We start from the raw sequence: 23,279 nt of genomic DNA on the forward strand, positions 1-23,279 counted from the left end.
ATGAGGGCTGTTCGGCGCAAGCATCGCTCTCTCTTAGCCCTAGGAATATTGAACTCGAAGGCCAGTGGGTTGTCCTTAATGCGCTGGTGGTTCAGCAACGGACTCAAGCGACGAAACGGTGATGTTAGCCGATGGCCGCACCTGCGCCGAACATTCGATGGTCCGCGATTCTACACAACGAAGATTACGCGAACCAAATCACTGATTTTGCTTTGTCCGGCAGTTCTCCGAGTTCGTTCGGAGCGCATCTCTCATCGCATCATTATCGACGTTTAGCTGTACGAGCCGCCTTTCACCGGTGTAGCCCCAATCGGGCCGGAGCATCTGTTCGACGAAGCCAAGGTTGTTCGGCTGGTCAGCAAGATTCGAGAGATCAACGAGAGCACGCTGTGGCTTAAGGATGGGTCGAACCGTGCAAGGGCCTTACTTGGTACCAATCCGAACGGTCGAGCGTTGACGGCGCTATAGGTCTCACCGTAAAGAGCACTCACCGACCACGTTGGGTAGTAAAGCGGTTCACCTCGCACCGCTGCTAACCCTCTGAAATTGCTGCAACGGAAGGGTGGCCGAGTGGTTTAAGGCACCGGTCTTGAAAACCGGCGTGCCCGCAAGGGTACCGTGGGTTCGAATCCCACCCCTTCCGCCAGTATGATCCGACCGGGGTCTGTTGGTTGGGCTTTCCCGGGCAGGTGATCGGTGAATCAGACGTCCAATCCAACCGCGCTCGACAAGCTGAAGCTCCGCATTCACGCGTTGCGCGCCAAGACGATCGCCAATGGCTGCACCGAGGACGAGGCGCTGTCGGCCGCCGCCAAGGTCGCCGAGCTGCTGGATCGCCACGATCTGTCGCTCTCCGACGTCGAGCTGCGCGCCTCGCCGTGCGAACGGAGGGTCTTTGAGACCCATCGCAAGAAGCGCATTCCCCTGGACGACTGCATCGGCGCGATCGCTCATTTCTGCGATTGCCGGGTCTGGCGCGAGAAGAACGCGGCGGGCGAGAGCAGCTATGTGTTCTTCGGTCTCGGCGCGGATGTCGAGGTCGCGCATTACCTGGCCGAATTGATCGACGGCGCCGTGCGCGCCGAGCTCGGCCGCTTCAAGACCTCGGTCGACTACAGCAGGTTCCGGCACCAGGAGCGCCATCTGGCCAATGCCTCCTTCGCGCTCGGGATGGTGGCATCAGTCGCGGACAGGCTGCTGGCGATCAAGGCCAGTCGCGATCAGGTCAACGAAAGCACCGGCCGCGGGCTGGTCGTCCTCAAGACCTCGGTGGTCGATGCGGAATTCGACAAGCTCGACCTCAGGACCCGAACCCAGCGCAGCACCAGCCGCATGGTGTCGATGACGGCCTATGAAGCCGGCGGCGCCGCCGGCGCGTCGCTGGCCATCAATCCCGGCCTTGGCGGGTCGCAGTCGGGGACCGCTCCCAAAGGAAGCTGAACGCCCAGGCTTTCGATTGACGGTAGGGGCCCTGGGGCACGGCAAGCGATCGTCGAATCCGCGAGCCTGGGGGCAAGTGACGATGCGCCGATCGATTTCGGAATAATGGCATTATGCCACTGTTTTGCCCGACGGGTCAAATGGGTTTTGATCCGAAACGGATCGGCTACTGTGCATGGGGTTGTTTTCGAGATTTTGTTGAAGAGGCCCGCGGGCAGGCGGCCGGGCCGAATTCCCTCCTGGAAGGCCGCCGGCAGATTGAGGTTTTCGGGACCGTAGGGTCCTCAACGAGGGGGGCATTCAGGTTGGCTCAGGCCGGCCCGGGCGGTTCGACTCATGGAACTCTTTTGGAACTCTTTTGCCGTGTCCGCGTTGTCGGTTCATGACTGAAGACGTTTCCTACCGACGCAAACCCCTGACCCCCGAACAGCGCCAGGCGCGCGATGCGGTGCGCCGCGTCGAGGCCGAAAAGGCCATGCGCGATCACGAAGAGGCGCAGAAGCAGTTTTATGCCAACAAGGAGCGGCTGAAGGCCGAACGCCTCGCGCGTGAACAGGCGGACGCGAAGGGCTGACCATACGCGGTCGGTCGCGCCGGCAATTGTCGGTGCCTAAAGCATGATCCGGAAAAGTGCGAAGCGGTTTTCCGAAAAGATCATGCTCAAACAAGAACCTAAAGCGCGGTGACGATTCATCCCAATCTCATCGCGCTTTAGTGCCGGCTGGGAATGCGCGTCGCGCTCAAGGCATGCTTGAGCGCGTGGACGGCGCCTGCCAACGCCCCACGCGGCGGTTGCGCCTCGATGGCTTCGGCCGCCATCCGACAATCGTCGGCGACCTTGAGCAGCCCGCTACGCGCGAGATCCATGGTGGAGAGGGCGGCCTGCTCCAGGCAGACCCGTTCAAGCCTTCGAAACTCCCGCAGCTCTCTGTTCATGCGTCAGCTCTCGATGTCCCCCGCGCCATGCGGCGCTGAGTCTGCTTAACGAATGGTTAACATCTCTCCCTAGCCGTCCTGGCTGGCGCGGAGCTTGAGCGTGCGGTGCACAGCCCGGTCCGCGGCGGCAGCTGCGGGCTTGACGGCATCTGGCTTCCGCCGGAAGCTTCGAATGTGCCTAAACTGACGTGAACCACGGAGACGTTCGCTTCCAGCCAGTCCGATCCCATCAGCGACAACGCAATGGAGCTGACCATGACCACGTTCGACAAGCGCGAGCAGGGCTTTGAGGCCAAATTCGCCCACGACGAGGAACTCATGTTCAAGGCCACGGCCCGATCCAACAAGCTGCTCGGGCTCTGGGCTGCAAGCCAGCTTGGCCTCGGCGGCGATGCTGCGGCCGGTTATGCAACGGCGCTGGTAACGGACCATCTGGAGCACCAGACGATGGACGAGGTCCTGGACAAGGTGTCAGGCGATCTTGCCGCCAGGGGTGTGGCGCGCGAGCAGGTCGCGGCCAAGCTTCAGGAATGCCTGCACCAGGCGTTGCAGCAACTCGAAGCGGACAAGTGAGACAAGCCTGCCTTTGACCTCACTCCGCATGCTTCCGCGTCCCGGAATCGCTGAGCCTGTCGACATAGGCTATGCCGATCGCCGAGACGACGAAGGTGAGGTGGATCAGCACCTGCCACATCACGCCGGTCTCGGTGTAGCCGGCCCGGTTCGAACCGAGATTGCCGGCCTCGATGAAGGTCCGGAGCAGCGCGATCGAGGAAATGCCGATGATGGCCATGGCGAGCTTGATCTTCAGGACGCTCGCATTGACGTGGCCGAGCCATTCCGGCTCGTCAGGATGGCCCTGGAGGTCGAGCCGCGAGACAAATGTCTCGTAGCCGCCGACGATGACCATCACCAGCAGGTTGGAGATCATCACGACGTCGATCAACGCGAGCACGCTCATCATGATCTGCTGCTCGGTGAGATCGAGGGCGTGCCAGGAGAGATGCCAGAGCTCCTTGAGGAACAGTGCGATGTAGACGCATTGCGCCACGATCAGCCCGAGATACAACGGCAGTTGCAGCCAGCGCGAGCCGAAGATGATCATCGGCAGCAGGGCCAGGCGCGGCAAGGGCGGGCGGGGCTCGGCGCGAAGGTCCGACTTGGGTCCAGGCTCAACCGACATTCAGGCAACATCCTCGCATCGAGAGATCTCGCTGTCGTGTAACCCGGCACGATGGCCGGCGGAAGACGCGATGCGTTCCGGGGACCGTGCCGTTTCGTGCTAACGTGCCGGGCAGCCGTCGTGCGGCGACCTGACGGGGAGGAGTCGCATCGTGTTTTGGAGCGGTTTTGGCAAATGGCCCGGCGCGATCGCGCTCGCTGCCGCGATCCTGGCTTGTGCAAGCGGCGCAGAGGTGTCGGCGACGCCGCTGACGCCGTTTCGCTACGAGGCGCAGGCGCAGCGTCATTGCCCGCACGACCAGGTGGTCTGGCTCGATTTCAGGAAGGGCGTCTACTACGGCAAAGGCCAGAAGCGGTACGGCCAAGGCTCCGACGGCAGCTTCGTCTGCCTGAACGAGGCCCGCGACAGCTCCTATCGCCGCTCGCTATTGGGCCTGCGCTGAGCGGCCCTGCTCGGGAAGTTCGTGGACGCCGGCTATTTCTGACCAGGCAGCTTTACCGGCACATGCGCGGATGTGCTGATGACCCGGGGACTTCCGTCAGGATAGGTGCGGTCGCCGCGGATCAGCGATTCAAGAACCAGGAAAAATTTCTCAGCAAGCATTTGCGTCACCTTCGTTGGTGATGGCCTCTTGAAATGCGTCGAGGCGCCGAACGCAAAAATTCAATCAACTAAATGGGAGCGCGGTAATCCAAATCGGATCCCATGCTGCATCGCGGTTTAGTTGTGTTTGAAATAAGGAAAGTGATGGTAGTGGTGCTCAGCCGAAGGCCAACGCCACGAGGCTCGAGCAGAGCAGGAACAGGCCGCCGGCGGTCAATGCCAGGAAGCTGTCGGATACGACGTCATGGTTGCGCATGGGACACCTGCCGCTCTCGTCTTCGATGCTCGATCGGATCGATTAAGATTGTCCGAACGTGCCGTCTTGAAAGAGGTGATGCTTGCCGCCCGCGCGAGTGCCTCAGGCCCTCGTGCGGTAACCTTCAAACGCATGGGCCAGGAATATGCCCGCGCTTACCAAACCCATCAGTGCCGAAACCGTCTCGATCATCGTCCAATTCCATTCCGCCCTGTACGCGAGAAAGCGCGTGCGGCCTTGCACAGTCAAAAGAATTCCAGTGCGCGGCTCGACAATGGGAGTGGAGTGAGGATTCGGCGCAACAGAACGTCCAGCGGTGGCACAGAGCAGGGTGCCTGTGCTCCGTAGATCAACGGGGAGAAAGCGAACGCCCCGTTTACCATGCCGGCGTGATCGCTGCGGGCTCCCCATTTCCGCCGTGTTCGGGTTGCGTTATCCTTACTGCTTCCGACGCGGTGGTGGGCCGCCTCGGATTGAAGAACCGGACAGCGCTCCCCGTAACCAAGCGGGTTGGGTACGCCTCCGGCAAAGTGGTATTTGGGGCGCATGGGGATCCGACGGTCAGATTCGGTTTTGCGGGCCGCGCGCGGTTTTGCCGCGGTCGCGACCTGCCTCGCGCTCGCCAATTGCGCGTCCTCCGGTAAATTCGCCAGCCGCGTCGATCCGAAATACGGCGTGTCCTCGAGCCCCCGGGTCGTGGCTTTGGGTGATCCTGTCCCGAAGGGCGGCGGCACCTACCGCGTCGGCAAGCCCTATGTGGTCGCCGGGCGAACCTACGTGCCCGAGGAGGACGTCAACTACCGTGCCGAGGGCATGGCATCTTGGTACGGCGACGATTTCCACGGCCGCCTGACCGCCAATGGCGAAGTGTTCGACATGGGCTCGCTGACCGCGGCGCATCCGACCCTGCCGATGCCGTCCTATGCCCGGGTAACCAACATGTCGAACGGCAAGTCCCTGATCGTCCGCGTCAACGACCGCGGGCCCTATCACGGCAACCGGCTCATCGACGTCTCGAACAAAGCCGCCGAACTACTTGAATTCAAAGGCAATGGCGTCGCCAAGGTCCGTGTCGAATATGTCGGTCGGGCGCCCCTCGAGGGCTCTGATGACCGCCAGCTGATGGCCACCTTGCGCACCGGCATCCCGGCGCCGTCACCCTCCATGGTCCGGGTCGCCTCCGCCAGGCCGTTCGTGCCGGAATTGCCGTCGTCGAACCGCGGCGCCATACGTGGCGAGGTTCCGATGCCGGAGGGACGTCCCTACAGTCTCGGCAATACATCCGCCGACATGGCTTCGCTCAATGCGACTTCGGAGATGTCGGCCTCGAGCCGCAGCCGGGGCCGGACGCTCCAGAACGCGCGCGCCGTGTCCTATGACGAAGATGGCCGCTACACGACCGGGAGCGCGGCGTCCGCCGCCTACGTCTCCGATGGCGGCGCTGCCGAGGCTCGCGGGATCCTGAGCGGCCGCGGCCTCTACTAAACAGACACCAGGCGGGCAAGACCGGCTGGCTGCGCGGCACGGCAGACTCGCCATTGTTGGCAGGGATCAGAACGGGATGCGCGCCCGTCCCGTGAAGGTCCATATCTGCGTGTTGCCGCCGATGCCGCCGAGCTCGGCACCGAAGCCGACCGTAGATCCGCCCGCAAGCCGGGCGCCAATGCCGCCGGTAACGCGCGCCGACCAGCCCTGAAGCAGTGGTGTGGATGCCAGCGGAATACCGCCGGCGGCAACGATCGCCGCCGCGTCGTCCTGGGTGAAATAGTAGTCGGCATAGACGCCGGCAAAGGGCATCAGCAGCACGCTATCGAGCCACGGTATGGGGTAGGAGACCCTGTTGCCGGCCGAGGCGCGGCCGCTGGAGAAGGTCCGCGCCGCCTGCTGGGTGCCGAGGGAATCGACATAGGCGTTTTCCCGCTCCCACAACGCGTAGACCTTCGCGGACGGCTCGACGTTGAAATTGGCCCAGCGGTAGCTGCCGGTGAAGCCGGTGGCGAACATCCAGCGATTGCCGTTGAAATTGCCTTGGGCCGTGCCGGCGGTGCCGTCATAGCCGATGCCCGAATAGGTCACCGCCGCGTCGTAGCGGAGCGTCGGGATGATCTTCCAGCCGAGATAGGCGCCGACGGTCCGACACGCAGCCCACCCAGGCGATCGTCTGGTGTATCGCCTATGCGGGAATGTTTCCGTCCTTCTCCTGAACGATATCGAGTGCGCGACGGCATGATTGACGGCGCGGCGCTACACATCGTCCCGGACGATCCGGCTCTGCGGCTTCGGCCCGCAGGGCCGCTCGACGAGCCTTTCATCCGGCGTCTCTTCGAGGAGGTGCGGACGGGGCAATTCACCGCGACCGGATTGCCGGGCCCGATCGTCAGCCAGATCATCGCGCAACAATTCCGCAGCCAGGCGGCCGGCTATGCCGCGCAATTTCCGGGCGCGGTATCGCTGATCGTGACACGCAACGGCACCGCGATCGGCCGGCTGCTGCTCCATTGCGCAAGCGAGCGCTGGCACATCGTGGACGTCGCGCTGCTGTCGGCTGATTGCGGTCACGGCGCCGGGACGAAGATCATCGACGCTCTCGCAGCCGGCGCGCGGCAGCAGGGTATCGCAGCGCTGACGCTCACGGTACTTGCGAACAATGTGGCCGCGCGCCGGTTTTACCTGCGGCACGGCTTCATAGAGACGCGGCGGGCAGGTAATGCGCACATCGCTATGAGAAGGGACCTGGCTTAGCGCGCGGCCGCCTCGCGCAGGAATTTTAGCAACGCAGCGTTGACCTCGTCGGGCCGCTCCTGCTGCACCCAATGGCCCGCACCCTCGATGATCAGCTTTCGCGTCAGATTGGGCAGCACGCGCTCGAGTTCGTTGACGCGCTTGGCCCCGATCAGGCCGGTGATGACGGCGTCTTTCGAGCCGGCGATGAACAGCGAGGGCTGGTGGATCTGCGCGTCCTGCCAGGGCGCCGTCAGCTCCCAGTTGCGATCGAGGTTGCGATACCAGTTCAACCCGCCGCGGAAGCCGGAGTTGCGGAAGGTCTCGGTGAAATAGGCCAGGTCGGTCTCGCTGAGCCAGTCCGGCAACGGTTCCTCGGTTGTCGCGTGGCCGAGGAATCCCTTGCCTTCCTGAACGAACATGGCCGCGGAGGGATCGGCAAGACCGCGGCCGCCGACCACGATGCGCATGGTGCGGGCGACGTCGCGCTCGAACTCGGCTTCGGCAACGCCGGGCGTCTGGAAATACTGCCAGTAGAAATTGGTCACACCGCCCTGACGCAGAAGGTCGAGCGGCTTGCCGCGACCGCGGAATGGCGGCGGCACGCTGAGGCCCGCCACCGCCGTGAAGATGTCGGGCCGGAACAGCGCCGCGTGCCAGGCCACCGGCGCCCCCCAATCGTGACCGACCACCATGGCCTTGCTCTCGCCAAGCGCCTGCACCAGGCCGACGATGTCACCGACCGTGTCGAAGATCGAATAGGCGCTCACATCAGACGGCGCCGCGCTCTGGCCGTAGCCGCGCATGTCAGGGGCGACGACGTGAAACCCGGCGGCCGCCAGTGCCGGGATCTGGTGGCGCCAGGAATAGGACAATTCCGGCCAGCCATGGCACAGCACCACCAGCGGTCCCTGGCCGGCCTCGCGGATGAACAGATCGATCCCGTTGGCCTTGATCACGCGGGTGGAGGACATCGCTTTTCCGCCTTGTTTCAGGGGTTTGGTCAGCAAATATGAGGTGCCACGATAGGGGCCGGACGAGAATCGTGCAATCTCGGGACAAGCGGCCAGCCTCGTGTTGTTCGCACCGGTTCCAACTGTTAGAACGCCGCTCTCAGGGCTTGGCCATGGCATTTCGTCTTTCTTCGCTTGCTCGCACCCAGTTCACCGCCGGAGCGCTGGCGCGCGGGCTGATCGCTGCGGTCTTGGTGGCGAGCGTCGGCTGGGGCGGAGCCCTCTATGCCGCCAACCAGAGCGTCCAGGGAGCCAAGAAGGCCGAAGATTCCGGCTTCGACGGCGATGCCCCGACCGCGATCCTGATCGAGGCCTCCAGCGGCAGCGTGCTGTTCGAGAAGAACGCCGACGAACTGCGTGCGCCCTCCAGCATGATGAAGCTGATGACGGCGGAGGTCGTCTTCAATGCCATCAAGCAGGGCAACATGAAGCTGACCGACGAATACCGGATCAGCGAGAACGCCTGGCGCAAGGGCGGCGCGCCGTCGGGCGGCTCGACCATGTTCGCCGCCATCAACAGCAAGGTTTCGGTCGACGACCTCCTGCACGGGGCGATCATCCAGAGCGGCAACGACGCCTGCATCGCGCTGGCCGAAGGCATTGCCGGCAATGAGCGCATCTTCGCCGCCGACTTCATGACCAAGCGCGCCCGCGAGCTCGGCATGACCAGGTCGACCTTCGGCAATTCCAATGGCTTGCCCGATCCCGGCAACAAGATGACGGTGCGCGAGCTCGGCATCCTCGCCCGGCACATCATTCTAGACTTCCCGGAATTCTATAAGCTCTTTGGCGAGAAGGAGTACACCTGGAACAAGATCCGCCAGCCCAACCGCAATCCGCTGCTCAATTCGATGGAAGGCGCCGACGGTCTGAAGACCGGCTACACCAAGGAAGGCGGCTACGGCATGGTCGGCTCGGCGGTGCAGAACGGCACGCGGCTGATCGTCGTCGTCAACGGGCTTGAAGACCCCGAGGACCGCGCCACCGAAGCCAAGAAGATGCTGGAATGGGGCTTTCGCAATTTCGAGACCCGCACGCTGATCGCGGCCGACCAGCCCGTCGGCTACGCCAAGGTGTTCGGTGGCGAGAGCCGCTCGGTGAAGCTGGTCGCCAAGACGCCGGTGAAGGTGATGGTGCACAAGAACGGCAGCGACAAGCTGATCGCGCGGGTCGTGTATCGCGGTCCGGTGCGAGCGCCCGTCGCGCCCGGCCAGCAGGTCGGCGTGGTCAGGGTCTGGCGCAGCGGCAACATCGCGGTGGAGACACCGGTCTATGCCGCGGAGGCGATCGGCACCGGCTCGACCGTGCGGCGTGCAATCGACGGCGCCAGCGAGCTCGTCATCGGCATGTTCCGCGCGGGCGCCGAGAAGCTCTGATCATGAGTGAAAGCGCGGTAAAGTGGCCGTCCGGACGCGGGCGCTTCGTCACCTTTGAAGGCGGCGAGGGGACGGGCAAGTCGACCCAGATCAAGAAGCTTGCCGACCGCCTGAAGGCGGCAAGGATGCGCATTCTCGTCACGCGCGAGCCGGGCGGCTCGCCGGGCGCCGAGATCATGCGCCATCTGGTGCTGTCGGGCATGGGCAAGCTGCTGGGACCCGAGGCCGAGACGCTGCTGTTCGCGGCCGCCCGCGACGACCATGTCCGCACCGTGATCCAGCCCGCGCTCAACCAGGGTTCCTGGGTGCTGTGCGACCGCTTCGCCGACTCGACGCGGGCCTATCAGGGCAGCCTCGGCCGCGTGCCGGCCGGGCTAATCAACGCGATGCAGCGTGTCACGATCGGCGATCTCAAGCCGGACCTCACCATCATCCTCGACCTGCCGGTCGAGATCGGCTTGCAGCGCGCGGCTGCACGCCGCGGCAGCGGCACGCCAGACAGGTTCGAGGCCGAGAAGCTCGGCTTCCATCAGGGCCTGCGCGAGGCCTATCGCCAGATCGCGGCGGACGATCCCGGGCGCTGCGTGCTGATCGATGCAAATTCCGATCCCGATACGGTCGCCGGACGTGTCTGGGCGGCGCTGCGCGATCGCCTGCTTCCAACGCCGGCATCGGTGGTGTCGGCATGAGCCCGCGTCAGACCGAGCGCGAAACCGCCATTCCTCATCCGCGCGAGACGAGCCGCCTGTTCGGCCATCGCGAGGCCGAAACTGCGCTGCTGGCGGCGTATCGCAGCGGGCGCATCCCGCATGCCTGGCTGATCGGCGGCCCGCAAGGCATAGGCAAGGCGACGCTGGCCTACCGCATGGCGCGCTTCGTGCTCGCTCACGGCCAGCCGCTGGCGCCTTCGGTGCAGCGCGCCGAGGACCTCGCGATCGATCCTGGTCACGCCGCGGCGCGGCAGGTTGCGGCGAGCTCGCATGGCGGCCTGCTGACGCTGGAGCGCACCGCCAACGACCGCGGCGTGATGCGCACCGTGATCACCGTGGACGAGACCCGCGAGACGATCGGCTTCTTCGGCTCGACGGCCGCCGCCGAAGGATGGCGCGTCTGCATCGTCGACACCGTCGACGAGCTCAATCCGAATGCCGCCAACGCGCTACTGAAGATTCTCGAGGAACCGCCGCAGCAATCGCTGTTCCTTTTGGTGAGCCATGCGCCTGCACGCGTGCTCGCAACGATCCAGTCGCGTTGCCGCAAGCTGCGCCTGCGCGCGCTCGCAACCGAGGACGTGATTGCTGCAGCCGCCGCAGCCGCCGAACTCGATCCGAACGATCCCGCACTGCGCGAGGCGGCGGAGGCCTCCGAGGGCAGCGTCGCGCGGACGCTGACGTTGCTCGGCGGCGATGCCCTGAAGCTCCAGCAGCGCACGGCAGCTCTGCTGGCGCGGCTGCCGCAGGTCGATCCGCGCGAATTGCACACGCTCGGCGATTCGCTTGGCACCAGCGACCGCGTCGCGCTCGCCGCCTTCATCGACGGCATCGACCGCTGGATCGCCGAACGCCTGCATGCGGACGAGGCCAATGCGAACCAGAACCTGCCGCGCCTTGCGCGCCTAGCTGAGGTATGGGAAAAGATCGTCCGCGCCGCGCGCGACACCGAAACCTACAATCTGGAGCGAAAGCCCTTGGTTTTCTCGGTGTTCGGCTGGCTGGCGGACGCAACGCGCTAGAGCATGATCCGGAAAAGTGTGCAGCGGTTTTCCGAGAGGATCATGCTCAGAACAATAACCTAACGCAGGTTCGTTTCCAGATTTCGAGAAGCCGGTAAAGGAATTCGTCGTGGCCACGCGAACTAAGAAAACCGCCAAAGGCAAAAGCAGCAAGAAGGCTGCCAAGAAAGCCGTGAAGAAAGCCGCGAAAAAGGCCGTGACGGCGCGCGCGTCCAAGAAGACCAAGAAGGTCGCCAAGAAGAGCGTGAAGAAGAGCGCTGCGAAGAGGGCAAAGAAAGCCGGCAAGAAGGCTGCGAAGAAGCAGGTCGTCGCCAAGAAAGCGGCGAAGCAAGCGGCCAGGAAGGCGAGGGTGACCGCGCCTGCCGTGATCGCCACGCCGGCTCCCGTCGCCACGCCGCCGAAGGCCGTGAAGCCCAAGGTATCGAAACCAAAAGCGCCGCGCGCGCCGAAGCCCGTCGCGGTGCCGCAAGCCACCGCGCCCGTGATCGCTCCCGCGCGCGACAACGTCTTCTACATCACGACCGCGATCGCCTATCCCAACGGCAACCCGCATATCGGCCACGCCTACGAGGCGATCGCCACCGACACGCTGGCCCGATTTGCAAGGCTCGACGGCAAGGACGTGTTCTTCCTGACCGGGACCGACGAGCACGGCTTGAAGATGATTCAGACCGCGCAGAACGAGGGCCTGACCCCGTCCGCGCTAGCGGCCCGCAACGCGGCCCGCTTCAAGGCGATGGATGAGCGGCTGAACGTGTCGTTCGACCGTTTCATCCGTACCACCGAAGAGCAGCACCACCGCTCGAGCCAGGAAATCTGGCGGCGCATGGAAGCGAACGGCGACATCTATGCCGATACCTATGCAGGCTGGTATTCGGTGCGAGACGAAGCCTATTACGCCGAGGACGAGACGCGCCTGAACGACGACGGCGTGCGCCTCGGACCGCAGGGCACTCCGGTCGAATGGGTCGAGGAGAAGAGCTATTTCTTCCGCCTCTCGGCCTATCAGGACAAGTTGCTCAAGCTTTACGAGACGCAGCCCGATTTCATCGGCCCGGACTCGCGCAAGAACGAGGTGGTGAGCTTCGTGAGAGGCGGCTTGCGCGATCTCTCGATCTCACGCACGACGTTCGACTGGGGCGTCAAGGTGCCCGGTGACGAAGAGCACGTGATGTATGTCTGGGTCGACGCACTGACCAACTACATCACCGGCGTCGGCTTTCCCGACGAGAGCGACAACAACTGGCGTTATTGGCCGGCCGACGTGCACATCATCGGGAAGGACATCATCCGCTTCCATGCGGTGTACTGGCCGGCGTTCCTGATGTCGGCCGGCATCCCCGTGCAGAAGCGGGTCTATGCCCACGGCTTCCTGTTCAACAGGGGTGAGAAGATGTCGAAGTCGGTCGGCAACGTCGTCGATCCCTTCAACCTTGCCGACCAGTACGGCGTCGACCAGATGCGCTATTTCTTCCTGCGCGAGGTGCCGTTCGGCCAGGACGGCAACTACAACCACGAAGCCATCGTCGCGCGCATCAATGCCGATCTCGCCAATGATCTCGGCAACCTCGCACAGCGCTCGCTGTCGATGGTCGCCAAGCAACTCGGCGGCGTGCTGCCCGAGCCCGGCGAGTTCAGCGACAACGACAAGGCCATCCTGGCGATGGCCGACGGCATGATCGCGGCAAGCCGCGAGGCGATGGCGACGCAGCAGATCCATCATTGGCTCAACGCCGTCTGGGCCGTGGTCGCGGAGGCCAACCGCTATTTCGCGGGCGAGGCGCCGTGGGCGCTGGCCAAGACCGATCCGGCCAGGCAGAGGACGGTGCTCTATGTCACCGCTGAGGTCGTGCGCCAGATCGCGATCCTGGCTCAGCCGGCGATGCCGACCGCCTCGGGATTGCTGCTCGACAGCCTCGGCGTCCCCGTCGGCGAGCGCAATTTCGCGACGCTCGGCGGCGCCAGGCGCATCGCGCCGGGTTCGACACTGCCGGCGCCGACGCCGGCCTTCCCGCGCTACATCGAGCCGGCAGCCTAGGGCGTTGGTTTGATGTTGGTCGACAGTCACTGCCATTTGGATTTTCCGGACTTTGCGGACGATCTCGACGGGATCGTATCGCGCGCGCGAGCGGCCGGAATCGGCCGGATGGTCACGATCTCGACGCGGGTGCGAAAGCTCGATCAGCTTCTCGCCATCGCCGAGCGTTACGATGACGTCTACTGCTCGGTCGGCACCCATCCGCACAACGCGGACGAGGAAGACGGAATCTCGCCGGACGAACTGATTGCGTTGACGCAGCATCCCAAGGTCGTCGCGCTCGGCGAAGCCGGGCTTGACTATTTCTACGACGACGGCTCGCCGGAGGCGCAGGCGCGGGGCTTTCGCGTTCACATCGCCGCCGCTCGCGCCACCGGCCTGCCGCTGGTGATCCACACCCGCGAGGCGGACGAGGATTGCGGCCGCATCCTGGAGGAGGAGGCCGCAAAGGGATCGTTTCGCGCCGTGCTGCATTGTTACACCGGCGGGCGCGAGCTGGCGCTAAAGGCGGTGTCGCTCGGGCTGTATATCGGTTTCACGGGCATCCTGACCTTCAAGAAATCCGAAGCTCTGCGCGCACTGGCGGCTGAATTGCCGTCCGACCGTATTCTGGTTGAAACGGACTCGCCCTATCTTGCACCAGGCAAGTTTCGGGGCAAACGCAACGAGCCGGCCTATGTGGTCGAGGTGGCAAAAGTTCTGGCTGAGGCCCGCGGCGTGTCGCTCGAGGACATCTCACGGCAGACCACCGACAATTTCTTCCGCCTGTTCTCCAGGGTGAAAACTTAGGACTGGGAGCCGCATGACGCTGACGCTGACGATCCTGGGCTGCGGTTCCTCCGCCGGCGTGCCGCGCCCTGCGCTCGGCTGGGGCGCCTGCGATCCGAGCAATCCAAAGAACCGCCGACGGCGCTGCTCGCTGCTGGTCGAACGGACCTCCGAGCATGGCACGACGCGCATCGTGATCGACACCTCGCCGGACTTGCGCGAGCAATTGCTCTCGACCGACGTCGACCATATCGACGCGGTATTTCTGACCCACGAGCATGCCGACCAGACCCACGGCATGGACGATCTGCGCTCGGTCGTGATGCACATGCGCCGGCGCATCCCGACCTATTTCAACCAGTCGACCGCCAAGGACATCATGGCGCGGTTTTCCTATTGCTTCATCTCGCCGGAGGGCAGCGACTATCCGCCGATCCTGACGCGGCATTCGATCGAGGCCGGTGGAAACCAGACCATCCTGGGGAAGGGCGGTGCGGTGACGATGACGGCCTTCCTGGTGCAGCACGGCAACATTCCCGCGCTTGGCTATCGCATCGGGGATGCCGCCTACACGCCCGACCTCAACGACATCCCGCGCGAGAGCTGGGGCGCATTGGAAAATCTGGACCTCTGGATCGTCGACGGGCTGCGCTACACCGGCCATGTCAGCCATTTCAGCATCAACGACGCGTTGTCCTGGATCGACCGCTTCAAGCCGAAGCGCGCGGTCATCACCAACATGACCGCCGACGTGGACTACGAGGTGATCCGCCAGTCGCTGCCCGCGGGGGTGGTGCCGGCCTATGACGGGCTGCGGCTGGAAACGCGCTGAACCTGCAGTAGAAATTCCTGTATTGACCGGCATACTCCTTGCTTGCGCACGGCCCATCATGTTGATCTAACGTCTGAAAGACAGGGCGCCAGGCAGGGGCGATATTCAAGCGGAACGGGTGGCGCCTCCTGCGCGATCGCCGGCGCCGTTGAACGCTTCGTGCGAGATGGGGATTGCGTTGGCAGGGGACGATGTAGCGACGAGGGGACCGGTGCGACGCGCCCTGGATCTCCTTTATCTCGGTGCGGGCTACGCCGCCGGCGCCTTCATGGTTGCAATCTTCGCGATCATGATGATCATGTCGGTCGGGCGCCAATTCGCGATCAACATTCCCGCCGGCGATGATTTCGCGTCCTGGTGCATGGCCGCGATGGCGTTTCTCGGCCTCGCTCACACTTTCAAGCGTGGCGAGATGATCCGCGTCGGCCTGCTGCTGGAGCGTCTGCACGGGCGGACCAAGCAGGTGGCGGAGAGCGTGGCGCTCGGTATCGCCACTGCCTTCATCCTCTATTTCACCCGGCACGCCGTGCAGATGACTTACGACTCCTGGCGCTTCAACGACGTGGCGCAGGGTGTCGTTGCGCTTCCGCTGTGGATTCCCCAGCTCGGCTTTGCCGGCGGTCTTGCGATCCTGTCGATCGGGTTGATCGATGAAATGGTCAATGTCGTCAGCGGCAACCGGCCGAGCTACGAGAAGGGCTCTCCGGACGAGACCCCGGACGAGTTCATCGAGCGGATATCGCAGGGCGGCGGAGGTTGACCATGGCCAATCTCGGCATGATCGAACTGTCGTTCATTCTGCTCGGCGTCATGATCCTGCTGCTGGGAAGCGGCGTCTGGATCGCGGTTTCGCTCGGGCTCGTCGGATTCGTGGCGATGGCGCTGACCACGAGCCTACCGCTCGGCTCGGTGCTTGCGACCACCACCTGGAGCGCGAGTTCGTCCTGGACGCTGGCTGCGCTGCCGCTGTTCATCTGGATGGGCGAAATCCTCTTCCGCACCAAATTGTCGGAGGAAATGTTCCGGGGGCTGTCACCCTGGGTTCAGTGGCTGCCCGGGCGGCTCACTCATGTCAACGTGATCGGCTGCGGCATCTTTGCTGCGGTGTCGGGCTCCTCGGCGGCAACCTGCGCGACGATCGGCAAGATCGCGCTGCCCGAGCTCGACAAGCGCGGCTACGACAAGAGCCTCAGCCTCGGATCGCTCGCAGGCTCCGGCACGCTCGGCCTGCTGATCCCGCCGTCGATCCCGATGGTCGTCTACGCCGTGACGGCGAATGTGTCCGTGCTTCAGGTGTTCCTCGGCGGCTTCCTGCCGGGGGTACTCGTGATGGTGCTCTATTCCGGCTACATCATCATCTGGTCGCTGCTGAACCCCAAGAAGATTCCGCCGCGTGATCCGCCGATGCCGTTCCGACAGAAGCTGCGCGAGTCGGCCAGGCTTGCGCCCTGCCTGTTGCTGATCCTTGCGGTCTTCCTCTCGCTCGTGCTCGGCTTTGCGACCGCGACCGAATGCGCCGCCTGGGGCGTCAGCGGCGCCTTGCTGCTGGCGTGGTGGAGCCGCACGCTCACGCGCAAGAATTTCCTCGAGAGCATCATGAGTGCGACGCGCCTGACCTGCATGATCATGCTGATCCTGGCAGGCGCGGCCTACACCACGGCTGCAATGGCCTATACCGGAATTCCGGCAGCGCTCGCCACCTGGGTCCAGGGCCAACAGCTGACGCCCGGCATGCTGGCGCTGTATCTGAGCATCATGTACATCATCCTGGGATGCCTGATCGACGGCATATCGATGATCGTCCTGACCGCCGTGATCGTCCTGCCGATGGTCAAGCAGGCCGGTCTCGACCTGGTCTGGTTCGGCGTCTATCTCATCATCCACGTCGAGATGGCGCAGATCACGCCGCCGGTCGGATTCAATCTTTTCGTGCTCCAGAACATGAGCGGCCGCGATACGCTCACCGTCGCTCGGGCGGCGTTCCCTTTCTTCGTCCTGCTGCTCGCCGCCGTGTTCATCATCACGGAATATCCGCAGATCGTGATGTTCTTGCCCAAGCTCGCTTTCCCAGACTGAGCGTCCCCGTTTTTCAGATTGACTGTGAGGAGAAGCCCGATGATGTCTCGTTTATTCCGCGCATCCTTGATCGCCGGCGCCGTGCTGGCTGCGACACCCGCGTTGGCTCAGACCAAATGGAATCTGCCGGCGGCATATCCGGCCGACAATCCGCACTCCGAGAATCTAGTGGCCTTCGCCAAGGACGTCGAAGCGGCCACATCCGGAAAGCTCCAGATCACGGTTCATCCCGGCGCTTCGCTGTTCAAGGCACCCGATATCAAACGCGCGGTGGTCACCGGGCAGGCCCAGATGGGCGAAGTGTTGCTGTCGATCCACGAGAACGAGGATCCGGTGTTCGGGGTCGACGTCGTGCCGTTTCTGGCGACCAGCTTCCCGGACGCCATGAAGCTGTACCAGGCGTCGAAGCCGTTGATCACGAAGAAGCTGGAGGCGCAGGGGCTCAAGCTCCTATTCGTGGTGCCGTGGGCGCCGCAGGGCGTCTATGTCAACAAGCCGCTCGCGACGATCGAGGACATGAAGGGCTTGAAGTGGCGCGCCTACAACGTTGGGACCGCACGCATCGGCGAATTGGTCGGCGCCCAGTCGGTGACGATCCAGGCTGCCGAGCTGCCGCAGGCGCTTGCGACCGGCGTGGTGAATTCCTTCATGTCGTCAGGCGGCACGGGTTACGATTCGAAGGCTTGGGAGTCGCTGAAATATTTCTATGACGTGCAGGCCTGGATTCCGAAGGACTACACTTTCGTCAACAAGGCTGCGTTCGAGGCGCTCGACAAGCCGACCCAGGAGGCGATCCTCAAGGCCGCCGCCACGGCGGAAACCCGCGGCTGGAAGGCCTGGGAAGAGAAGGCCAATTGGTACATCGATCAGCTCAAGGCGAAGGGCATGACGGTCGAGCCGCCGACCCCGGCCCTCAAGGCCGGCTTCCAGAAGATCGGCGAGCAACTCACCACCGACTGGCTCAAGAAGGCAGGGGCCGATGGTCAGGCGCTGGTCGACGCCTACAAAAAGATGTGAGGGAGCGAGAGGCCTTCCGCTCGCCGTCCTCCGGCGTGTGGGCGGAAGACTTCTCCTCGATCACGAGGCGGGTCACCACGCGTAGCGCAGCATGGCCTTGCCGGTATAGGAGCGCATCACGCTCGACACCTCGCTGTCGAAGTTGGCGGTGGCGGACCAGCCGTTGAGGTCACGCAGCTCGATTGCGACGCCCGTGAGCGCCGCGTTCCGCGCCAATGCCGTGCCGCCTGTGACAAATCTCTGAGCGGGCAGGGGCTGGAATGCCGCCGGCATTGCTTGTCCCGCGCTGAAATCATGCGCCCAGGCAAGACGTCCGCGCAGGCTCATCACGCTGCTGAACAGCGCAAAGGATGCGCTCGTGCGCAGTCCGAGTTCGGTGCGGGTATCGGTGAAACTGTCATTGCCGGATGCTGCCGGGAACGCATTGGCCGCGGAGGGTGGTTGTGTTGCATCGGCGGGCAGGCGGAAGGCGGTGATTTGCGCCGCCGCATAGGGCGTGATGCCGACCCAGGGCACGGCAAGGCGATAGCCGCTCTCGAGGCGGCCGGAATAGGCGTAGGCGTTGACGGCGGCGTTGAGTGAACCCGTGCCGGCCGGCGTCACCTGATAATCGCCGGTGATGGCCTGCCAGCCATACCCCAGCGCGCTCGCGACATAGGCCGGGCCAACCGAATGTCTGACGAAGCCGCCGGCCTGGAACAGGTCGGAGCGGCCACTTGTAAAATTGTTGGCGAAGCCGGTGCCGCCGCCGGCAAGCGCAAAGCCTATCCGGGTTTGCGGCGAGAGCGAATAATCCGCGCCGGCCACGGTCCCAAAACTCCGGCTGGCCGCGCCGCTGCCACCGGTCGACACCTGCGAGCCGCCGAAGCCGGCAGCCCAGACGCTCCAGTGCGGGGCTGCGAGCGAAGGTTTACCGTAGATCATTCCATAGACTTCGCGTCCGATGCCGCCATGCGTCCGGTCAGCTCCGGGATCGGCGTAGGCTGCGAGCTCTGCGTCGAGCCCGGCGGGGCCGACGCCGCGCCCGTCAATGGCGGGATCGAGCAGGGTCTGCGTGAACTGCGTCATCGCCAGGAAAGTCGCCTGCGCGGCCTCGCTCTGCGAGGCACCCTCTGAGCCGCCGCCATAGGCTTGCCGCATGCCGAAGCGTGCCCTGCCAGCGACGCCCGGTGGCTCGGCAGGCTGCATGCCGCCTCCACCGCCGCCATTGCCGAACCATGCGCCCGCGAAACTCGACGGCTGCGGGCCGCCAAACCCAGCGCCCGCGAAATTATTGGAGCCATAGCCCGAGGCGCTTGGGCCGCCGGCTCCAAACCCTTGAGCCCCGAACCCTTGAACCCAGACCCCTTGGACCGCAAATCCTGGCAAGGCGGCGAATGCGCCGTACTCGCGCGTGGCCTGCGCGGCCGCTGCATTGGGCAGCAGCAGTCCCGTCAGGAATAGCAGCAGACGCGCACGCACGTCTGTGCTCACGACACCAACCGCAGCATGAAGCGCCCCAACCGCGCCGGTCGCCGTCGGCCGCGCAGCCCGCGCGACGAATCATTTGGAATCAGCGAATCCGGTGAGGCGGAATCGTAAATGCGTCTCTAACGATTTCCAAACTTTTCCTGTCGTGTCCCGACGTCGTCAAACCTACGCGTTCGGTTTCGGAGCGACGCATGATCGGCGCGCAAATGCGATTTGTGTTTCCATATGTTTCCAAAGAGACAAGCTCAGGTCGAGATTGCCTTCATCGATCCCACTTCGTTGCGCAGCAGGAATTTCTGGATCTTGCCCGTGGACGTCTTCGGGATGGGCCCGAACACGACGGCCTTCGGCGTCTTGAAGCCGCTCATATGCGAGCGGCAGAAGGCGATGATGTCGGCCTCGCTCGCACTCGCACCGTCCTTCAGTTCGACGAAGGCACAAGGCACCTCGCCCCATTTCGGATCGGGCTTTGCGACCACGGCGGCGAACAGCACGGCCGGGTGCTTGTAGAGGATGTCCTCGACCTCGACGGAGGAAATGTTCTCGCCGCCGGAGATGATGATGTCCTTGGAGCGATCCTTGATGATGATGTAGCCGTGCGCGTCGAGCACGCCGAGATCGCCGGTGTGAAACCAGCCGCCCTCGAAGGCCTCCTTCGTCGCCTTCTCGTTCTTGAGATAGCCCTTCATCACGATGTTGCCGCGGAACATGACCTCGCCGATGGTCTCGCCGTCGCGCGGCACTTGTTTCATCGTCTGCGGATCGATGACGGTGACACCTTCCTCGAGCGGGTAGGGCACGCCCTGCCGGCGCTTCATGCTGGCGCGCTCGGCGGCGGGCAGGTCATCCCAGCCGGGCTGCTCGGCGCAGACGGAGGCGGGGCCGTAGACCTCGGTCAGGCCGTAGACGTGCGTCAGCTTGATGCCGATGTTTTCGGCGCCTTCGAGCACCGCGACGGGAGGGGCGGCGCCGGCGATCAGGCCAACGACGCGGCGCGCGGCGTTGCCCTTCGGCGCGTCGGGCGCGTTGATCAGCGTGTTGTAGACGATCGGCGCGCCGCACATGTGGGTAACGCCGTGCTGCTTGATCAGCTCGAATATCCGGGTCGGCTCGACCTTGCGCAGGCAGACATTGATGCCGGCGGCGGCCGCGATCGTCCAGGGGAAGCACCAGCCGTTGCAGTGGAACATCGGCAGCGTCCAGAGATAGACCGGATGCTGGCCGAGTTGGCCTGCAAGGATATTGCTGACGGCGTTCAGATACGCGCCGCGATGATGGGTGACGACGCCCTTGGGATTGCCCGTCGTGCCCGAGGTGTAGCTCAGCGCGATGGCGTCCCATTCGTCGCGCGGCGGGATCGCAGCGAAGTCCGGATCGCCTTGCGCGACGGCGGCCTCGTACTCGATCTCGCCGATGCGCCTGCCACCCTTGAAGGCAGCGTCGTCGACGTCGACCACGAACGGCTTTGGCCCGCTCATCCGCGCCAGCGCGTCGGTGATGACGCCCGAAAATTCCGGATCGACCAGGATGATTTTCGCCCCGCCATGATCCAGCTGGAACGCGATCGAGGGCGCATCGAGGCGGATGTTGAGTGCGTTGAGCACGGCGCCCGTCATGGGCACGGCGAAATGCGCTTCGTTCATCGCCGGAATGTTCGGCAGCATCGCCGCGACGGTGTCGCCGACGCCGATGCCCCTGCCGGCGAGCCAGGACGCAAAGCGCCTGCAGCGCTCGTAGGTCTGCGCCCAGGTGAAGCTGCGGCCTTCATAGACGGTGCTGACATGATCGGGATAGACGGCGGCGCTGCGCGCGAGGAAGCTCAGCGGGCTGAGCGGCACGTAATTGGCGGGCGTCTTGTCGAGGCCGATATTGTACTGGTTCTGCCGCTCGCTCATCGACACCTCCCTTACGCGCCGGCCTACAGGAATCCGATCGAGATCCACGGAAAGACGGCGACGACGATCAATCCCATCAGCAGCGCCAGCAGGTAGCCCCAGATCGGCCTGATGCCTTCAGCCGGATCGACGCGTCCGATGGCGCAGGCGGCATAATAGCCGACGCCGAACGGCGGGGCGAATAGCCCGATACCCATCGCCAAAATGATCACCATCGCATAGTGCACCTCGTGCACGCCGACGGCACGGGCGATCGGAAACAGCAGAGGCCCGAACAGCACGATCGCCGGAATGCCCTCCAGCACGCTGCCGAGGATGGTGAAGGCTAGGATCGACACGGCGATGAAGGTCGCCGCTCCGCCGGGCAACCCGGTCATGGCGGACGCCAGCGACCGCGAGAAGCCGGATTGCGTCAGGCCCCAGGCCATGCCGGTCGCAGTGCCGATGATCAGGAGGATCGCGCCCGACAGGGCGGCGGTTTCGACCAGCATCGGAAACAGCCGGCGCCAGTCGAAGCGGCGGTAGACGAGGAGGCCGACCAGGGCTCCATAGACAATGCCTATGGTGGAGACTTCGGTCGCGGTGGCGATGCCCTCGACGACGGCGTAGCGGATCACGAAAGGCAGGGCGAGCGCGGGCAGGGCGATGATGAAGGTCTTGCCGACCTCGCTGGGGCTGGCGCGTTGGACATGGCTCATGTCCTCGTGGCGGTAGCGCCACCACACCAGCATGCACAGCGTGATCGCGAGCACGACGCCGGGCAGCAAGCCGCCGGTGAACAGCGCGGCGATCGAGACGCCGGTGACGGAACCGATCGTGATCAGCACCAGGCTCGGCGGAATGGTCTCGGTCTGGGCGCCGGTCGCAGCAAGAAGCGCGACGAGATCACCGGGCTTGGCACCGCGCTGCTTCATCTCGGGGAACAGCACGGGCGCGACCGCCGCCATGTCGGCAGCCTTGGCGCCGGAGATGCCGGAGACGAGGTACATCGCGCCGACGAGGACGTAGTGCAGGCCGCCGCGGACATGGCCGAGCAGGCTCGCCAGGAACGCCACCATGGCCCGCGCCATGCCGGTCATTTCGATCTGCAGCCCCAGGAACACGAACAGCGGCACCGAGAGCAGGATGAGGTGGCTCATGCCCTCGTCCATCCGCCCGACCAGCACCATGACCGGCGTGCGTGTCGTCAGCGCCAGATAGCCGAAGATCGCGAGGCCGAAGCCGAAGGCGATGGGAACGCCGGCAAAGACGCAGAAGCCGGCAACGCCGACGAAGAAGATGACGAGGTTGAGGTTGCCGAGGGGCCGCAGATAAGGCTGCGCCAGCCAGAACAGGCCGACGACGACGGCAACGCAGATCACCGCCGTCAGCACCATGCGGTAATCGGCCGCGCGCAGCAGCCGCAACAGCGCAAACGCCGCCATCAGGCAGATGCCGGCCGGCAGCGCCGCGGCGCGCCACATGTTGGAGATCTGGAGCGCCGGCGTGGTGATGAAGCTCTCTTCGTAGGCGTAGTCGTAGGACGGCCAGACGATCAGGGCCAGGAAGGCCAGCGCCGCGCAGGTCGCGACCAGATCGAGCCAGGCCCGCATCGCGGGCTTTGCGCTGGCGACGACCGCGGTCATGCGCATGTGCTCGGAGCGGCGGAACGCGACCGCCGCGCCCAGCATGGCGAGCCACAGGAACAGGATCGAGGCGAGTTCGTCCGACCAGATCAGCGGCCGGTGCACACCGTAGCGTGCGACCACGCCGGCGAACAGGATCGCGATCTCGGCGACGACCAGGGTCGCCGCCGGGATTTCGACGAGCAGGCCGAGTGCGCGCTCCAGCGAGGCCAGCAGCGAAGGTCGGCGAGGGGACTGAACCGCCGCCTCGCCCGCCACTCCGGTCACCTCGACCTCGATATGAGCCATGTCGGCCCCA

The 23,279-nt window shown here is 64.5% G+C and carries 22 protein-coding genes and 1 tRNA gene; 16 read left to right on the top strand and 7 right to left on the bottom strand.

All coding sequences use genetic code 11. The features are described 5' to 3' along the window. Positions 1-556 precede the first annotated feature (556 nt). From JQ572_RS30120 to JQ572_RS30130, 3 genes are all read left to right on the top strand, one after another. A tRNA-Ser gene (locus JQ572_RS30120) sits at positions 557-646 on the top strand. Between the two features lie 50 nt (positions 647-696). Continuing rightward, positions 697-1,440, top strand: coding sequence for a DUF7168 domain-containing protein (locus JQ572_RS30125; RefSeq protein WP_211386453.1), 744 nt, complete (start codon positions 697-699; stop codon positions 1,438-1,440). A gap of 382 nt (positions 1,441-1,822) precedes the next feature. Beyond that, positions 1,823-2,014, top strand: coding sequence for a hypothetical protein (locus JQ572_RS30130; protein WP_211386454.1), 192 nt, complete (start codon positions 1,823-1,825; stop codon positions 2,012-2,014). A gap of 137 nt (positions 2,015-2,151) precedes the next feature. Here the strand turns inward: JQ572_RS30130 and JQ572_RS30135 are convergent, their stop codons facing one another. After that, entirely contained in the window at positions 2,152-2,376 is a 225-nt protein-coding gene (locus tag JQ572_RS30135) for a hypothetical protein (protein WP_211386455.1), read from the bottom strand. Between the two features lie 255 nt (positions 2,377-2,631). Here JQ572_RS30135 and JQ572_RS30140 point away from each other — a divergent pair, with 255 nt between their 5' ends. Beyond that, positions 2,632-2,949 carry a DUF1476 domain-containing protein gene (locus JQ572_RS30140; RefSeq protein ID WP_211386456.1) on the top strand — a complete coding sequence of 106 codons (318 nt, stop codon included), beginning with the start codon at positions 2,632-2,634 and terminating at the stop codon, positions 2,947-2,949. 19 nt (positions 2,950-2,968) lie between these two features. Here JQ572_RS30140 and JQ572_RS30145 read toward each other — a convergent pair whose 3' ends face one another. Next, complete coding sequence (locus tag JQ572_RS30145; RefSeq protein ID WP_211386457.1) at positions 2,969-3,559, bottom strand: TIGR00645 family protein; 591 nt, start codon at positions 3,557-3,559, stop codon at positions 2,969-2,971. Positions 3,560-3,710: 151 nt separating this feature from the next. On the opposite strand from JQ572_RS30145, the gene JQ572_RS30150 reads away from it, so the two are divergent. After that, the gene (locus JQ572_RS30150; protein WP_211386458.1) at positions 3,711-4,001 is read left to right on the top strand and encodes a hypothetical protein; all 291 of its coding nucleotides are present in this window, start codon (positions 3,711-3,713) and stop codon (positions 3,999-4,001) included. Positions 4,002-4,964: 963 nt separating this feature from the next. Beyond that, positions 4,965-5,903, top strand: coding sequence for a septal ring lytic transglycosylase RlpA family protein (locus JQ572_RS30155; RefSeq protein ID WP_211386459.1), 939 nt, complete (start codon positions 4,965-4,967; stop codon positions 5,901-5,903). Between the two features lie 66 nt (positions 5,904-5,969). Here the strand turns inward: JQ572_RS30155 and JQ572_RS30160 are convergent, their stop codons facing one another. Next, positions 5,970-6,494, bottom strand: a complete 525-nt coding sequence (locus JQ572_RS30160; RefSeq protein WP_349643116.1) for a hypothetical protein — start codon at positions 6,492-6,494, stop codon at positions 5,970-5,972. 138 nt (positions 6,495-6,632) lie between these two features. Here JQ572_RS30160 and JQ572_RS30165 point away from each other — a divergent pair, with 138 nt between their 5' ends. Then, on the top strand, positions 6,633-7,160 hold the full coding sequence (locus tag JQ572_RS30165; RefSeq protein WP_262048167.1) for a GNAT family N-acetyltransferase: 528 nt from the start codon (positions 6,633-6,635) through the stop codon (positions 7,158-7,160). Here the strand turns inward: JQ572_RS30165 and JQ572_RS30170 are convergent. Continuing rightward, positions 7,157-8,113, bottom strand: coding sequence for an alpha/beta fold hydrolase (locus JQ572_RS30170; RefSeq protein ID WP_211386460.1), 957 nt, complete (start codon positions 8,111-8,113; stop codon positions 7,157-7,159). The genes JQ572_RS30165 and JQ572_RS30170 overlap by 4 nt on opposite strands. A gap of 152 nt (positions 8,114-8,265) precedes the next feature. Between JQ572_RS30170 and JQ572_RS30175 the strand changes: the two genes are divergently transcribed. From JQ572_RS30175 to JQ572_RS30215, 9 genes are all read left to right on the top strand, one after another. Beyond that, a complete protein-coding gene (locus JQ572_RS30175) occupies positions 8,266-9,528 on the top strand; it encodes a D-alanyl-D-alanine carboxypeptidase family protein (protein ID WP_211386461.1) in 1,263 nt (420 codons plus the stop codon). Positions 9,529-9,530: 2 nt separating this feature from the next. Then, a complete protein-coding gene (gene tmk / locus JQ572_RS30180; RefSeq protein ID WP_211386462.1) occupies positions 9,531-10,217 on the top strand; it encodes a dTMP kinase in 687 nt (228 codons plus the stop codon). Continuing rightward, the gene (locus JQ572_RS30185) at positions 10,214-11,260 is read left to right on the top strand and encodes a DNA polymerase III subunit delta' (protein WP_211386463.1); all 1,047 of its coding nucleotides are present in this window, start codon (positions 10,214-10,216) and stop codon (positions 11,258-11,260) included. The genes tmk and JQ572_RS30185 overlap by 4 nt, the downstream gene beginning before the upstream one ends. A 109-nt stretch (positions 11,261-11,369) precedes the next feature. Next, positions 11,370-13,298, top strand: coding sequence for a methionine--tRNA ligase (metG, locus tag JQ572_RS30190; RefSeq protein ID WP_211386464.1), 1,929 nt, complete (start codon positions 11,370-11,372; stop codon positions 13,296-13,298). 12 nt (positions 13,299-13,310) lie between these two features. Next, entirely contained in the window at positions 13,311-14,087 is a 777-nt protein-coding gene (locus JQ572_RS30195; protein ID WP_211386465.1) for a TatD family hydrolase, read from the top strand. Positions 14,088-14,100: 13 nt separating this feature from the next. Continuing rightward, entirely contained in the window at positions 14,101-14,898 is a 798-nt protein-coding gene (locus JQ572_RS30200) for an MBL fold metallo-hydrolase (RefSeq protein ID WP_211386466.1), read from the top strand. 166 nt (positions 14,899-15,064) lie between these two features. Next, positions 15,065-15,658, top strand: coding sequence for a TRAP transporter small permease (locus JQ572_RS30205; protein WP_211386467.1), 594 nt, complete (start codon positions 15,065-15,067; stop codon positions 15,656-15,658). Positions 15,659-15,660: 2 nt separating this feature from the next. Beyond that, positions 15,661-16,974 (top strand): TRAP transporter large permease, encoded by a 1,314-nt coding sequence (locus JQ572_RS30210; protein WP_211386468.1) that lies wholly within the window; start codon positions 15,661-15,663, stop codon positions 16,972-16,974. Positions 16,975-17,013: 39 nt separating this feature from the next. After that, entirely contained in the window at positions 17,014-17,991 is a 978-nt protein-coding gene (locus JQ572_RS30215) for a TRAP transporter substrate-binding protein (protein WP_211386469.1), read from the top strand. 72 nt (positions 17,992-18,063) lie between these two features. On the opposite strand, the gene JQ572_RS35465 is transcribed toward JQ572_RS30215, so the two are convergent. From JQ572_RS35465 to JQ572_RS30230, 3 genes are all read right to left on the bottom strand, one after another. Beyond that, positions 18,064-19,452: an autotransporter outer membrane beta-barrel domain-containing protein gene (locus JQ572_RS35465; RefSeq protein WP_211386470.1), complete on the bottom strand. Its 1,389-nt coding sequence runs from the start codon at positions 19,450-19,452 to the stop codon at positions 18,064-18,066. 254 nt (positions 19,453-19,706) lie between these two features. Then, positions 19,707-21,356, bottom strand: coding sequence for an acyl-CoA synthetase (locus JQ572_RS30225; RefSeq protein WP_211386471.1), 1,650 nt, complete (start codon positions 21,354-21,356; stop codon positions 19,707-19,709). 23 nt (positions 21,357-21,379) lie between these two features. After that, complete coding sequence (locus JQ572_RS30230) at positions 21,380-23,269, bottom strand: TRAP transporter large permease (RefSeq protein WP_211386472.1); 1,890 nt, start codon at positions 23,267-23,269, stop codon at positions 21,380-21,382. Positions 23,270-23,279 lie beyond the last annotated feature (10 nt).

This window comes from Bradyrhizobium sp. SZCCT0153, from assembly GCF_018129995.1.
GTDB lineage: Bacteria > Pseudomonadota > Alphaproteobacteria > Rhizobiales > Xanthobacteraceae > Bradyrhizobium > Bradyrhizobium japonicum_G.

What these genes read in the sequence shown, in the direction of transcription:
- JQ572_RS30130 (WP_211386454.1), top strand. Translation starts at nt 1,823, where the DNA reads ATGACTGAAGACGTTTCCTACCGACGCAAACCCCTGACCCCCGAACAG.
- JQ572_RS30210 (WP_211386468.1), top strand. Translation starts at nt 15,661, where the DNA reads ATGGCCAATCTCGGCATGATCGAACTGTCGTTCATTCTGCTCGGCGTC.
- tmk (WP_211386462.1), top strand. Translation starts at nt 9,531, where the DNA reads ATGAGTGAAAGCGCGGTAAAGTGGCCGTCCGGACGCGGGCGCTTCGTC.
- JQ572_RS30225 (WP_211386471.1), bottom strand. Translation starts at nt 21,356, where the DNA reads ATGAGCGAGCGGCAGAACCAGTACAATATCGGCCTCGACAAGACGCCC.
- JQ572_RS30135 (WP_211386455.1), bottom strand. Translation starts at nt 2,376, where the DNA reads ATGAACAGAGAGCTGCGGGAGTTTCGAAGGCTTGAACGGGTCTGCCTG.
- JQ572_RS30215 (WP_211386469.1), top strand. Translation starts at nt 17,014, where the DNA reads ATGATGTCTCGTTTATTCCGCGCATCCTTGATCGCCGGCGCCGTGCTG.
- JQ572_RS30205 (WP_211386467.1), top strand. Translation starts at nt 15,065, where the DNA reads ATGGGGATTGCGTTGGCAGGGGACGATGTAGCGACGAGGGGACCGGTG.
- JQ572_RS30195 (WP_211386465.1), top strand. Translation starts at nt 13,311, where the DNA reads ATGTTGGTCGACAGTCACTGCCATTTGGATTTTCCGGACTTTGCGGAC.
- JQ572_RS30140 (WP_211386456.1), top strand. Translation starts at nt 2,632, where the DNA reads ATGACCACGTTCGACAAGCGCGAGCAGGGCTTTGAGGCCAAATTCGCC.
- JQ572_RS30185 (WP_211386463.1), top strand. Translation starts at nt 10,214, where the DNA reads ATGAGCCCGCGTCAGACCGAGCGCGAAACCGCCATTCCTCATCCGCGC.
- JQ572_RS30145 (WP_211386457.1), bottom strand. Translation starts at nt 3,559, where the DNA reads ATGTCGGTTGAGCCTGGACCCAAGTCGGACCTTCGCGCCGAGCCCCGC.
- JQ572_RS30170 (WP_211386460.1), bottom strand. Translation starts at nt 8,113, where the DNA reads ATGTCCTCCACCCGCGTGATCAAGGCCAACGGGATCGATCTGTTCATC.
- JQ572_RS30230 (WP_211386472.1), bottom strand. Translation starts at nt 23,269, where the DNA reads ATGGCTCATATCGAGGTCGAGGTGACCGGAGTGGCGGGCGAGGCGGCG.
- JQ572_RS30175 (WP_211386461.1), top strand. Translation starts at nt 8,266, where the DNA reads ATGGCATTTCGTCTTTCTTCGCTTGCTCGCACCCAGTTCACCGCCGGA.
- JQ572_RS30200 (WP_211386466.1), top strand. Translation starts at nt 14,101, where the DNA reads ATGACGCTGACGCTGACGATCCTGGGCTGCGGTTCCTCCGCCGGCGTG.
- JQ572_RS30155 (WP_211386459.1), top strand. Translation starts at nt 4,965, where the DNA reads ATGGGGATCCGACGGTCAGATTCGGTTTTGCGGGCCGCGCGCGGTTTT.